The organism is Nocardioides sp. BGA-UO-ETr-FS32 (assembly GCF_059567905.1).
In genome coordinates, this window is record NZ_JCAQOX010000017.1 from 601435 (window position 1) to 614638 (window position 13204).

The window sequence follows — 13204 nt, forward strand, 5'->3', positions numbered from 1 at the left end:
CCCGCTCATGCCCGGCCGGCCGCCGGCCGACCACCCCTTCGACGGGGCGGCACCCGCGCGCACCGACGCCCGGCCGGTACGCTCGGCCGCACCGGCCGGGCGGTCTGTGAAGCCTGCCCGCCACCACGGTGCGAACCCAGCGCGACGAGAGGAGGCCCGACGATGAACCCGCTGCAGCGATTCGAGCACCGGCTGGAGACCGTCATCTCCGGCGTCTTCGCCCGCGCCTTCCGCAGCGCCGTGCAGCCCGTCGAGATCGCCGCGGCGCTCCAGCGCGAGTGCGACAACAACGCCCAGGTGCTCAGCCGTCAGCGCCGCCTGGTGCCCAACGACTTCCACGTCGAGCTGTCCAGCACCGACCTCGAGCGCATCGTCGGCCTCGGCCGCGCGCTCGAGCAGGACCTCGTCGACCAGCTCCAGGACCACGCCGACGCCCAGGGCTACGTCTTCACCGGTCCGGTGAGCATCGCGTTCGAGTCGGCCGACGACCTCACCACCGGTCGCTTCCGGATCCGCTCCAAGGCGCAGGCGAGCGTGACCGACAACGACCAGCGCACCCGTACGCGCTCCTCCCACGCCACCCTCGAGGTCAACGGCACGCGGCACCCGCTCCGCCCCCCGGGCCTGGTGATCGGTCGTGGCACCGAGGCCGACCTGCGGATCAACGACCCGGGCGTCAGCCGGCGCCACCTCGAGCTCGAGGTCAGCATCGACGGCGTCGAGGCGGTCGACCTCGGCTCCACCAACGGCATCCTGGTCGACGGCACCAAGGTGCCCCGCGCGCGGCTGCGTGACGGCTCGACCATCAAGATCGGCCACACCGAGATGACGGTACGCATCGACGGCGGACGAGACGAGGCCGGGGGCTGGAATGTCTGAGCTGACCCTGTTCCTGATCCGGGTGGCCTTCCTGGCCATCCTCTGGATCTTCGTGCTGTCGGCGATCTCGGTCATCCGCTCCGACATGTTCGGCGCGCGGGTCCCCGAGACCGCCCGCGGCGGCGCGCCTGCTCCGCAGCGCAAGGGCAACGGCAAGCCCCGGAAGCCGCGACGGGGCGCACCCACGCACCTGCTCGTCGTCGAGGGCGCGGAGGCCGGCGCGCGCGCCGAGCTCGCCGACGCCCCGCTGCTCATCGGCCGCGGCAGTGACGCGGCGATCAAGCTCGACGACGACTACGTCTCCACCCGCCACGCGCGGGTCGCGGCCAGCGGCGACGAGTGGTTCGTCGAGGACCTCGGCTCCACCAACGGCACCTACGTCGGCCCGGTCCGCATCACCCAGCCCACCACCATCGGCCTCGGCGTCCAGGTCCGCGTCGGCAAGACCATCCTGGAGCTGCGGAAGTGATGTACCTCCACTACTCCGCGATCTCCGACGTCGGACGCGTGCGCCGCGAGAACCAGGACAGCGGCTACGCCGGGCCCTGGCTGCTCACGGTCTGTGACGGCGTCGGCGGTGCGGTGCGCGGCGACCTCGCCTCGAGCACCGCCGTGCAGGCGCTGCGCAAGCTCGACCAGGAGCCCGACGACGACATCCTCGGCCAGGTGGCCGGCGCCGTGCACCGCGCCGACGACCGGATCGCCGAGCTCGTCGAGGAGGACCCCGACCTCAACGGCACCTCCACCACCGCGACCGTGGCGCTCTTCGACGGCACCCGCTTCGGCATCGGCCACATCGGCGACAGCCGCGCCTACCTCTACCGCCGCGGCGAGCTGCGCCAGCTCACCCACGACCACACCTTCGTCCAGTCGCTCATCGACGAGGGCCGCATCACCGAGGAGCAGTCGCGGACCCACCCGCACCGCAACCTCATCCTGAAGGCCCTCGACGGCGTACGCCACGAGGAGCCGGACCTCTTCGAGTTCCCCGCCGAGGCCGGCGACCGCGTCTTCGTGTGCAGCGACGGCGCGTGCGGCACCCTCAGCCACGAGCAGATGGCCGACATCCTCTCCAGCGGCACGCCCGACTTCGCCGCCGTCGAGCTCGTACGCGCGAGCCTCGAGGCCGGCAGCACCGACAACGTCACCTGCATCGTCGCCGACGTCTCCGACGAGGCGCCGCCCGAGGACCTCGCGCCGCTGCTCGTGGGCGCGGCCGCCGACCTGCCGCGGCGGATGCCGCTCGGCGGCGCCGTGGGCGGTCTCTTCCGCGGCCACCGCTCCGGCGACACCGGCGAGATCCCCACGGTCCCCGACGACGTGCCGCCCGGCGCCTACGTCGCCGACCCGATCGACCCCGAGGCCGCCCGCTACGCACCGCGCGAGCCGAGCCGTCATCCAGTGCTGCGCCGGCTGCTGATCGTGGCCGTGCTCCTCGGCCTGGCGTGGGTGGTCCTCGCCGCCGGCTGGTCGTGGAGCCAGCAGCAGTTCTACGTCGCCGAGCAGGACGGCCGGGTCGCGATCTTCCGCGGCGTCGATGCCGACCTGCCCGGCATCTCCCTCTCCCACGCCTACGAGACGACCGACGTCGAGCTCGACCGGCTCAGCGACATCGACGCCGAGACGGTGCGCGAGGGCATCGAGGCCGACGACCTGGACGAGGCCCGCCTGACCGTGGACAACTACGCCGCGCGCCAGGACGTCAGCCCAGAGTGACGGGAGCCGAGACGATGAGTCAGACCGGAGCCCTGATGGGCTTCGTGCACCGGCGGCGCCGGGGCGCGGAGCTGTTCCTGCTCGTGCTCGCCCTGCTGGTCGGCATCGGCGCCTACGCCGCCGTCGGCCTCGGGATCGAGGGCGTCGTGCCCGCCGACCTGGTCGGCTACGGCGGGTGGCTGACGGCCCTGATCGTCGGGGCGCACGTCACGGTGCGCCTCGTCGCGCCGTACGCCGACCCGGTGCTGCTGCCCCTCGTGGCCGCCCTCAACGGCCTCGGCCTGGCCGTGCTGCGCCGCCTCGACCTCACCTACGAGGCCAACGGCCTCGACCAGCACACGTTCGCCCGCCAGCAGCTGACCTGGATGACGCTGGGCGTGGTGCTGTTCATCGCCACGCTCGTCCTGCTGCGCGACCACCGCGTGCTCCAGCGGTTCACCTACACGGCCGGCCTCACCGGCATCGTGCTGCTGATCCTCCCCTTCCTCCCGATCATCGGCCGCGAGATCAACGGCGCGCGCATCTGGATCAACGTCGCCGGCTTCAGCTTCCAGCCGGGCGAGGTCGCCAAGGTGATGCTGGTGATGGCGTTCGCCGGCTACCTCGTGCTCCACCGGGACGCGCTCGCGCTCGCCGGTCGGCGGGTGGTCTTCGTCGACCTCCCGCGCGGGCGCGACCTCGGCCCGATCATGGCGATGTTCGGCGTCTCGATGATGATCCTGGTCCTCCAGAACGACCTGGGCTCCTCGCTGCTCTTCTTCGGACTGTTCCTGGTGATGCTCTACGTCGCCACCGAGCGGCCCGGCTGGCTCGTCGTCGGTGGCCTGCTGTTCGGGGCTGGCGCACTGGCGGCGTACACCTTCGTCGGCAACGTGCAGAACCGCTTCAACTTCTGGTTGCACCCGATGGACTACTACGACGAGTCACCCGGCAGCTTCCAGCTCGTCGAGGCGCTGTTCGGCCAGGGCTGGGGCGGCCTGATCGGCCGCGGCTTCGGCAACGGCTTCCCCGAGCGGGTCCCGTTCGCCTACTCCGACTTCATCGTGTCCACCATCGGTGAGGAGCTCGGCCTGACCGCGGTCATGGCGATCATCCTCTGCTACGGCCTCATCGTGGAGCGGGCGCTGCGCATCGCGCTGATCTCGCGCGACGGCTTCGGCAAGCTCCTGGCGGTCGGCCTGGGCGCGATCGTCGCCCTCCAGGTGTTCGTCGTCATCGGTGGCGTCACCGGGCTCATCCCGCTGACCGGCCTGACCACCCCGTTCCTGTCCTACGGCGGCTCTTCGCTCGTGGCCAACTGGGTCGTGGTGGCGCTCCTGCTGCGCGTCTCCGACCAGGCCCGCCGCCCCGCCCCCCGCCTCGAGCCCGGCGACGACTCCGGCGCCGACAGCGAGAGCACCCAGGTGGTGAAGCTTCGATGAACAAGCCGATCCGCGTCGTCTCGGTCTTCTGCCTCGTGCTCTTCATGGCACTGCTCGTCAACGCGACCTACCTGATGTACGTCCGCGCGGACAGCCTGTCCGACGACCCCCGCAACCGCCGGATCATCACCGCCACGTTCTCCCGCGAGCGTGGCGCGATCCTGGTCGGCAAGGAGGCGATCGCGCGCAGCGTGCCGTCCGACGACCAGTACAAGTTCCAGCGCACCTACTCCCAGCCGCTCAAGTACGCACCGATCACCGGCTACTTCTCCTGGTTCAACCAGACCGGGGTGGAGCGCTCCCAGAACGAGGTGCTGGCCGGCGACGACTCGCGGCTGTTCGTCACCCGGCTGGTCGACCTGCTGAGCAACACCGACCCCAAGGGCGGCAACGTCCAGCTCACCGTCGACGCCGCGGCGCAGGACGCCGCGTGGGCGGGGCTGGAGGCGCTGCCCGGCGACGCCCAGGGGGCGGTCGTGGCACTCGAGCCAACCACCGGCCGGGTGCTGGCGATGGTGTCGACGCCGACCTTCGACCCCAACAACTTCGCCTCCCACGACTTCGGCGCGGTGGCCGACCTCGGCCAGCAGCTCAACAACGACCCGCGCGAGCCACTCATCAACCGCGGGATCGGTACGACCCTTCCGCCGGGGTCGACGTTCAAGCTGATCACCGCGGCCGCGGCGATCGAGTCCGGCAACTACGACGCCGAGTCGATGGTCCCGGGCGGCTTCCGCTTCCAGCTCCCGCAGTCGACGACGACCATCGGCAACTACGACGGCGGCAACTGCGGTGGTCGCCGGATCACCATGACGCAGGCCCTCCAGGTCTCCTGCAACGTGACCTTCCTCAGCCTGGCCAACGAGCTCGGCACCGAGGCGATGGCCGACCAGGCCGAGGCGTTCGGCTTCAACTCCACCTCGCTGGAGGACCTCGGCGGCCAGGCCGAGTCGCTCTACCCCCGCGACATGGACGCACCGCAGACGGCGATGTCCGGCATCGGCCAGTCGAGCGTCACCGCGACGCCGCTGCAGATGGCGATGGTGGCCGCGGCGATCGCCAACGACGGCGACGTGATGCGTCCCTACGTCGTCGACGAGGTGCGGGCGCCCAACCTGTCGGTCCTCGACCGCACCGACCCGCAGAGCATCAGCAAGGCGATCTCGAGCACCACCGCCGACGAGCTCACCGAGATGCTCGTCGCCACCGTCGCCGACGGCACGGCCGCCCCGGCGCAGATCCCCGGGGTGGACGTCGCCGGCAAGACCGGCACCGCCCAGTCCACCGGCGACCGGCCGCCGTACGCCTGGTTCGTCTCCTTCGCGCCCGCCAACGACCCCCAGGTCGCCGTCGCCGTCCTCGTCCAGTCGAGCGACACCTCGCCCGACGAGATCGGTGGCGGGCGCCTCGGCGGCCCGATCGCCAAGTCGGTCATGGAGGCGGTGATCAACCAGTGACCGCGCTCGCGCCGGGCGGCCACGTCGACGAGGCCCGGCGCTACGTCCTCGAGTCCCGCATCGCCACCGGCGGGATGGGCGAGGTCTGGTCAGCGCGCGACACGGTCCTCGACCGGCCCGTCGCGGTCAAGGTGCTCAAGAGCGAGTACGCCGACGACGCGCTCTTCCGCACGCGGTTCGAGACCGAGGCCCGGCACGCAGCCGCGCTGCACCACCCCGGCATCGCCGCCGTCTTCGACTACGGCCAGGGGTCCCTCGACGACGGCTCCGGCACCCCGCGCCCCTACCTGGTGATGGAGCTCGTCGAGGGCCAGCCGCTGTCCGCGCTGCTGCGTCCGGGCGCACCGCTCGACCCCGCGGCCACGCAGGAGCTGCTCGCCCAGGCCGCCGTCGCGCTCGGCGTCGCCCACGCGGCGGGCATCGTGCACCGCGACGTGAAGCCCGCCAACCTCCTCGTCACCCCGGACCGCCGGGTCAAGGTCACCGACTTCGGCATCGCCCGGGCGGCCGAGGGGATGGCCCTCACGCAGACGGGCGAGGTGATGGGCACGCCCGCCTACATCTCCCCCGAGCAGGCCGAGGGCGGCACGGCCACGGCCGCGTCCGACGTCTACTCCCTCGCGGTCGTGGCGTTCGAGTGCCTGGCCGGGCGCAAGCCCTTCGTCGCCGACACGCCCGTCGCGACCGCCGTCGCCCACCTGCGCAACCCGGTCCCCGAGCTGCCCGACACCGTGCCTGCCGACCTCGCGGCCGTCGTACGCCGGGCGCTGGCCAAGGCGCCCGAGGAGCGGTTCGCCGACGGCGCGGCCTTCGCCCGCGCGCTGCGCGACCCCGCGTCGGTCGCCGGCGCCGCAGCCACCGTCGCGGCCCCCGCGGTGGCTGAGGACGGGAGCTCCACGCAGGTCATGCCGGCCGCTCGTCCGGTCCCGACCCCGGCACCGGCGCCCACGCCCGCGCCCACGCCCGCGTCGGCCTCGCGCAGGCGTACGACACCGTGGCCGCTGCTCCTCGGCATCGCCGCGGTGCTGGTCGCGGTCCTGCTGGCGATCTGGCTCGGCACCCGCGACGACGCCGAGCCGAGCGGGTCGACCGGCGAGACCACCTCGCCGAGCGATTCCCCGTCCGAGACCCGCAGCGACAGCCCCAGCGAGACCCCGACCGAGACCCCGACCGAGACGCCCACCGAGACGCCGACCGAGACCCCGTCCGAGACCCCGACCGAGCCGGAGGCCGCCACGGTGGAGGTCGACCCCGCGGCCTACGTGGGTCGCGACCGCAAGGACGTGGAGAAGGAGCTGCGCGACCTCGGCCTCGAGCCCACGCCGGTCGAGCTGGAGAACCCCGGCGACCAGCCGGAGGGCATCGTGGAGTCGGTCGAGCCGAGTGGCACGCTCCAGGAGGGCGACACGGTGACGGTCAGCTACTGGGCCAAGGTCCCGCCCGGCCAGCAGAAGGATGACGAAGGGAACGACGAGGGATGACGCAGTCGGAGCCGACACTGATCGGCGGCCGCTACGAGCTCGGCGAGCTCCTCGGACGCGGCGGCATGGCCGAGGTCCGCAAGGGCAAGGACCAGCGCCTGGGCCGTACGGTCGCGGTCAAGCGACTCCGCACCGACCTCGCCAGCGACGCCACCTTCCAGGCCCGGTTCCGCCGCGAGGCCCAGTCCTCGGCGTCCCTCAACCACCCCGCGATCGTGTCGACCTACGACACCGGCGAGGAGATGGCCACCGACGGCTCCGGCGTCGCGCAGCCCTACATCGTGATGGAGTGCGTCGAGGGACGTACGCTCCGCGACATCGTCCGCGAGGGCCGCAAGATCCTGCCCGAGCGGGCGCTCGAGATCACCGCCGGCGTGCTGTCGGCGCTCGACTACAGCCACCGCGCCGGCATCATCCACCGCGACATCAAGCCCGGCAACGTGATGCTCACGCCCTCGGGCGACGTCAAGGTCATGGACTTCGGCATCGCGCGGGCCATCTCCGACGCGTCCTCCACGATGACCCAGACCGCGGCCGTCGTCGGGACCGCCCAGTACCTCTCACCCGAGCAGGCGCGCGGCGAGACGGTCGACTCGCGCTCCGACGTCTACTCCACCGGCTGCCTGCTCTACGAGCTCCTCACCGGACGCCCGCCGTTCGTCGGCGACAGCCCCGTGGCCGTGGCCTACCAGCACGTGCGCGAGCAGGCCTCCCCGCCGTCCGACCTCGACGACCAGCTCGACCCCGAGATCGACGCGATCGTGATGAAGTCGCTGGCCAAGCGCGTCGAGGACCGCTACCAGAGCGCCGCGGCGATGAAGGCCGACATCGAGCGCTACCTGTCCGGGCACCCGATCCAGGCGCCCGCGGTCGTGCCGCCGCCCGCGGACACCCAGTACGTACCCCCGGTGCCGCCGGCCGACGCGACCTCGACGATGGCGGCGGCCCCGCCCCCGCGGCGCGACGAGCCCTCCCGTGGCCGCGCGGGGCTGTGGATCCTCGGCGGCCTCCTGCTCCTCGCGCTCCTCGCCGGCGGTGCCTACCTGCTCAACGGGATGCTCTTCGATGAGGCCCCCGAGCGCGACGCCGTGCCCAACCTCGTCGGCCTCACCGAGGAGGAGGCACGCCTCGCGATCGTCGACGCAGGCTTCCGCGTCGGCCAGATCAGCCCCGACACCTCGGAGACGGTCGAGGCGGACAGGGTCATCTCGCAGGACCCCGCCCGCGACACCTTCGTCGACCCCGGCAGCACGATCGACTTCGTGGTCTCCGTCGGCCGCCCCGAGGTCGAGGTCCCCTTCGTCGTCGGCACGCTGCGCCGGGACGCGCGGGCCGCGATGCTCGACCAGGGCCTCAAGGTGCGCTTCCAGGAGGAGGACTCCGACGAGCCGCGCTTCCAGGTGCTGAGCACCGATCCCGCCGCCGGGACGTCGGTGGCCGAGGGCACCACGGTGACCCTCGTGTTCTCCGACGGCCCCGAGCAGGTGCCCGACGTCCGCGGGCTCAGGCAGGGCGAGGCGGAGCGGGCGATCCGTGAGGCGGGCTTCGTCCCCGACGTGCGCATCGACCCCGCGTCGACCGAGCCCAAGGGGACGGTCGTGGACCAGATCATCCCGCCCGGTGGAACGGCCGACCAGGGCGCGACGATCACCATCTTCGTCTCCGCCTACGAGGAGCCGGAGGTGCCCGAGGTCCCCACGGAGACGCCTCCCACCGAGACTCCGCCGACCGAGACGCCTCCCACCGAGACCCCGACCGAGACCCCGGTGCCCCGCCAGCCGGGTGGCTGAGGTGATGGGCCGGCCGCCCGGGGCTGGAGTCACCGGATATCCGGTGACCGCCCTGCTTATCGGTAGAGATCTCCACCAATAAGCACGCAACTCGGGTGCGAACCCCCGACCACCCGCGCGGATCCGTACGCCGGGGCGAGGTCGGTCAGTCGGCCATCGGGGTGGCGTACGTGAGGTCGAGCAGGCCGGTGTACGCCGGGGCGGTGGCCGCCTCGAGCCCGACCATGTCCCACGAGACGCCGCCGCCGGCGATCTGGGTGTAGTCGCGGTAGGTCGCGAGGATCGGATCGGTGGTCAGCTCGGCCTCGAGGCGGGCCGGGTCGCCGATGCCGACGATGACGTAGGGCGGCGAGTAGGGCAGGCCGTGGAGGGTGACCTGGTTGCCCTCGCACTTGATGCCGGTCGTGGAGATGAGCCGCTGGCCCTGGATGGTGACCGCCTCAGCACCGGCGTTCCACATCGCGTTGGCGACCGCCTGGATGTCCTGCTGGTGCACGACGAGGTCGTTGGGGTTGCCCTCGTAGGCCAGCCGCGCCTCCTCGGAGGCGTCGTCGAGGGTCACCTGGACGGCCGCCCCGGCCTTCTCCGTCAGCCCGGCCGGGTCGACGAGGGTCGCGATCTTCTCCTGGACCCGCCCCACGGAGCGGTCGCCGAGCTGGGTGCTGAGCGCCTCGACCTCGGCGTTGAGGGTCGCCACCTGCTCGGTGAGCTCACCCGCCTCGTCGCGCTCGGCACGGACGACCGAGGCGAGGTCGGTGAGCCTGCCACCGCGCAGGTCGAGGCCGTCGCTCTGCTCCGCGCTGACCGCGAAGAGCACCCCGATGAGCAGCACGACGACTGGCGTCGCGAACCGCCAGGCGCGGCGACGCGCGGGGGACGAGTGGGACGGGGGCGGCATGACGACTACGCTAACCCCCCGGCGGTCGCCGCGGCGCCCGCAGCCGGCGCCGTGACTCGCCGGGACCGATCAGCCGAGCCACAGGAGCAGCAGTGTCGAAGTCCAAGACGATCACCACCGAGGAGAAGAGCAGCCTCTTCACCCCCAGGTTCCTGGTCGCCCTGCTCCTCATCGTGGCCGGCATCGCCTGGCTCGTCTTCTACTACGCGCAGGCCCGCGGCAACCCGCTCGCGTTCCCGCCCGTCGAGGGCAGCCCGAAGGCCGTCGCCGACCTGGGTCGCTGGAACTACGTGATCGGCTTCGGGCTCCTCATGGTCGGCCTGATGGTCTCGGCTCACCCGTCGACCCCGCTGGGCCGCGGTCGCGGGGTCGTGGCCGGCATGCTGGGCTGCTTCCTGGTGGGCCTGATCTGGATCTGCACCTTCTACGTCTTCTCCGACGACCTCTCCAGCCTGTGGGTCTTCAACGACCTCGGCCAGTGGAACCTCGTCGTCGGCATCGCCTTCATGGCGGTCGGGTTCAGCTTCGCCACCAAGTGGGAGTAGGTTCTCCCTCAGCTCCATGAGCTCGGCCCGGCGATCCGGGCCGGATCCATTCGTCGCCTCGAGCGGTGAGTGAGGCGCCTTCCTGGGGAAGGGAAGGCGTCTCTCTCACCGCTCGAGTCGATTTCCCGGGCGATCCCGGGCCCCGCCGGCGGATCCGTACGCGCCGGCGCCTTCTCGACCACACGCTCGGTTGTCCACATTGGGGATAACTCCTGTGGAGAATTACACCGGTGTAGTTGTCCACAGCTGTGTGCACACCTGTGGGTAAATCCGGCCCTGGTTGCGTCATGCAGATCCGACCCCGTACGTGGCGGTTCGTACGACGCTGGGGTGGGTGCACGCGCGAACGACACAGCCCCCGCCACCACGTCGTACGACGGGGGCGGGGGCTGTGCGCGCGCGGTCAGACGAGGGACGCGGCGCGCGCCAGCGCGAGGACGAGCAGGACGACCGCGAGGACGCCCAGCCCCACCCACTGCACGAGGGAGCGGCGGGCCTGCGGGGCGTACGCGACGATCGCCGCCGCTGCGACGCCTCCGAGGAAGCCGCCGAGGTGCCCCTGCCAGGAGATCATCCGCCAGCCGACGACGGTGATGACCGCGCCGAGCACCAGGTTCTGGACGAGCCACTGTGCGTTGAGCCGTGCCTTGCGGGCAGCCACGAGCAGGGCGCCGAGGATGCCGAAGATGGCGCCGGACGCGCCGACCGTCGCGCCGTACTCGAAGCTGAGCCACATTACCAGGGCCGACGAGGCCAGCCCGCTGATGATGTAGACGGCGAGGAACCGCGTGCGTCCGACGATGCCCTCGAGCGTGGGCCCGAGGATGAACACGGCGAACATGTTGAGCGCCAGGTGCCAGATCTCGACGTGCGTGAACACGCTGGTCATCAGCTGCCACCAGGCGCCGTCGGCCACGCCTGCCGCCTCCCGGACGCCCGGGGTCGTGCAGAGCGGATGGGTCTGGTCGTAGACGAAGCCGTCTCCGGGCGCGCAGTAGCCGTTGGGCCGCAGCGCCAGCAGGTCCACGAGCCGGGAGCGACCGCCGCCGGTCGCCGTGATCGCCAGCCAGACGAGCGCGTTGATGCCGATGATGACGTAGGACGTCAGCCGCGGGTCGGCGCTGCGCTCACCGCCGTAGAGCGCGCGGTTCTGGCGTGAGCCCTTGTTGGCCTGCTTGACGCAGTCGGGGCACTGGAAGCCCACCGCGGCGTCGCGCATGCAGTCGGGGCAGATCGACTTGTCGCAGCGCTGGCAGCGGATCCAGGTCTCGCGGTCGGGGTGCCGGTAGCACGTCGGCACCCCGGCCGCGGCCTGGTCCTCAGTCGGCCTCTCGGGCGGCTGGGTCATCGGGTCGGCGGGTCGGTCAGGTCAGGCGGGCGTCAGCGCTCGATGGTGACCGACTCGATGACCACGGCGTCCTTGGGACGGTCCATGGCACCGGTCGGGGCGCTGCCGATCGCGTCGACGACGTCGCGGCTGGCCTGGTCGGCCACCTCGCCGAAGATCGTGTGCTTGCGGTTGAGCCACGGGGTGGCGCCGAGGGTGATGAAGAACTGCGAGCCGTTGGTGCCGGGGCCGGCGTTGGCCATCGCGAGCAGGTAGGGCTTGTCGAAGACGAGCTCGGGGTGGATCTCGTCCTTGAAGGTGTAGCCCGGGCCGCCGGTGCCGGTGCCGAGCGGGCAGCCGCCCTGGATCATGAAGCCGTCGATGACGCGGTGGAAGCCGAGGCCGTCGTAGTACTTCTCGCCGCTGCGGCCCGCGTCGTCGCGGTAGTCCTTGGTGCCCTCGGCCAGGCCGACGAAGTTCTCGACGGTCTCGGGGGCGTGGTTCGGGAACAGGTCGATGACGATGTCGCCCCGGTTGGTCTTCAGGGTCGCCTTCAGGTCGGCCATGGGATGTGCCTCTCGAGTGATGTCTGTGTGCGACCCGATCCTGCCACGCGCCTCCCACACCCGGACGGGGCTGGTCGCCTCAGGATGGCCGTGGTGAGATGGGGACACACTGACTGAGGAGGTCACGCATGCCTTTCGGCCGCAAGAAGTCCCTGATGGACCGGGCCCACGACTACGTCGAGCAGGTCACGGAGACCGTCACCGACACCGTCATCCCCCAGCTGGAGTCTGCGTGGGAGCAGGCCGTCGACAAGGCCGGGCCCGTCATCACGGACGCCCGGGAGAAGGCCACGCCGCTCATCGAGGAGGGCCGTACGCGCGCCGCCGGAGCGGCGACGGCCGGTGCCGCGGTGGCTGCCGCCAAGACGGCCGAGGCCCGCGAGAAGGCCGCCCCGCTGCTGGCCGAGGCGCGCGCCAACGCCGCCGAGAAGGCCGCGGTCGCGGCCGCCCTCGCCTCCGAGCGTGCGGCCGAGGGACGCGACCTCGCCGCCGCCAAGGTCAACGAGCTGCGCGGCATCGAGCCCGAGCCCAAGGGCGGCAAGCTCAAGAAACTCCTGCTCGTCACCGGCCTGCTCGCTCTCGGTGGCTTCGTGTTCAGCAAGCTCAAGGGCAAGCAGGACGCCGAGGCCAACTGGCAGTCGACCTACGTGCCCCCGGCGCCGCCCAAGCCGTCCACGCCGACGACGACCACCACGTCCACCCTGCCCCCGACGCCCGCCTCGCCGGCGACCACCTCCGCGGCCCCCGGTGGTGACCCGCTCACCGACCCGCTGCCCGCGGAGGTCACGGCCGACGACGTCGTCACGGTCGACCCGCCGGCCACCGACGACACCGGCGGCGGCGAGCCGGGCGAGGCGATCAGCGACTCGGTCGAGGAGGCGCACGAGGCCACCACGCCCGACGCGCCGGCCGACGTCATCGACATCGACGACGTGCCCAGGAAGAAGTAGCACCACCCCGTACGCCGCTCCGGGCGGTGTCCCACCCACCTCCGCGTCGTGCGGAACGTGGGTGGGGCACCGCCCGAGTCGTGTCCCTGGCCGCTTCCGCCGTGAGCGGTGGCCCAGCGACGTTCCGGGACCCGCGGATGTGGGTGGGACACCGCTCCGAGTCGAGGCCAGGGT

The 13204-nt window shown here is 71.9% G+C and carries 12 protein-coding genes; 9 read left to right on the forward strand and 3 right to left on the reverse strand.

Going from position 1 to position 13204, the window contains the following annotated elements:
* The first annotated feature begins 162 nt into the window (after positions 1-162).
* From AC57BS_RS23075 to pknB, 7 genes are read left to right on the forward strand one after another with little or no spacing between them, the layout of a single operon-like run.
* Complete coding sequence (locus AC57BS_RS23075; protein WP_496413786.1) at positions 163-879, forward strand: FHA domain-containing protein; 717 nt, start codon at positions 163-165, stop codon at positions 877-879.
* The gene (locus AC57BS_RS23080) at positions 872-1348 is read left to right on the forward strand and encodes an FHA domain-containing protein FhaB/FipA (RefSeq protein ID WP_496413787.1); all 477 of its coding nucleotides are present in this window, start codon (positions 872-874) and stop codon (positions 1346-1348) included. Before AC57BS_RS23075 ends, AC57BS_RS23080 begins: the two co-directional genes overlap by 8 nt.
* Positions 1348-2595 (forward strand): PP2C family protein-serine/threonine phosphatase, encoded by a 1248-nt coding sequence (locus tag AC57BS_RS23085; RefSeq protein ID WP_496414222.1) that lies wholly within the window; start codon positions 1348-1350, stop codon positions 2593-2595. The genes AC57BS_RS23080 and AC57BS_RS23085 overlap by 1 nt, the downstream gene beginning before the upstream one ends.
* Positions 2596-2609: 14 nt before the next feature.
* Complete coding sequence (locus tag AC57BS_RS23090; RefSeq protein WP_496413788.1) at positions 2610-4016, forward strand: FtsW/RodA/SpoVE family cell cycle protein; 1407 nt, start codon at positions 2610-2612, stop codon at positions 4014-4016.
* On the forward strand, positions 4013-5473 hold the full coding sequence (locus AC57BS_RS23095) for a peptidoglycan D,D-transpeptidase FtsI family protein (protein ID WP_496413789.1): 1461 nt from the start codon (positions 4013-4015) through the stop codon (positions 5471-5473). The genes AC57BS_RS23090 and AC57BS_RS23095 overlap by 4 nt, the downstream gene beginning before the upstream one ends.
* Positions 5470-6954, forward strand: coding sequence for a serine/threonine protein kinase (locus AC57BS_RS23100; protein ID WP_496413790.1), 1485 nt, complete (start codon positions 5470-5472; stop codon positions 6952-6954). Before AC57BS_RS23095 ends, AC57BS_RS23100 begins: the two co-directional genes overlap by 4 nt.
* Complete coding sequence (gene pknB / locus AC57BS_RS23105) at positions 6951-8744, forward strand: Stk1 family PASTA domain-containing Ser/Thr kinase (RefSeq protein WP_496413791.1); 1794 nt, start codon at positions 6951-6953, stop codon at positions 8742-8744. The genes AC57BS_RS23100 and pknB overlap by 4 nt, the downstream gene beginning before the upstream one ends.
* 145 nt (positions 8745-8889) lie before the next feature.
* Here pknB and AC57BS_RS23110 read toward each other — a convergent pair whose 3' ends face one another.
* Positions 8890-9642: a DUF881 domain-containing protein gene (locus AC57BS_RS23110; protein WP_496413792.1), complete on the reverse strand. Its 753-nt coding sequence runs from the start codon at positions 9640-9642 to the stop codon at positions 8890-8892.
* Positions 9643-9734: 92 nt separating this feature from the next.
* Here AC57BS_RS23110 and AC57BS_RS23115 point away from each other — a divergent pair, with 92 nt between their 5' ends.
* Entirely contained in the window at positions 9735-10187 is a 453-nt protein-coding gene (locus AC57BS_RS23115) for a cell division protein CrgA (RefSeq protein ID WP_496413793.1), read from the forward strand.
* A 403-nt stretch (positions 10188-10590) separates the two neighbouring features.
* Here AC57BS_RS23115 and AC57BS_RS23120 read toward each other — a convergent pair whose 3' ends face one another.
* Positions 10591-11535: a rhomboid family intramembrane serine protease gene (locus AC57BS_RS23120; RefSeq protein ID WP_496413794.1), complete on the reverse strand. Its 945-nt coding sequence runs from the start codon at positions 11533-11535 to the stop codon at positions 10591-10593.
* Positions 11536-11567: 32 nt separating this feature from the next.
* On the reverse strand, positions 11568-12080 hold the full coding sequence (locus tag AC57BS_RS23125) for a peptidylprolyl isomerase (protein ID WP_496413795.1): 513 nt from the start codon (positions 12078-12080) through the stop codon (positions 11568-11570).
* Between the two features lie 128 nt (positions 12081-12208).
* On the opposite strand from AC57BS_RS23125, the gene AC57BS_RS23130 reads away from it, so the two are divergent.
* The gene (locus AC57BS_RS23130) at positions 12209-13030 is read left to right on the forward strand and encodes a hypothetical protein (protein WP_496413796.1); all 822 of its coding nucleotides are present in this window, start codon (positions 12209-12211) and stop codon (positions 13028-13030) included.
* Positions 13031-13204: the final 174 nt, after the last annotated feature.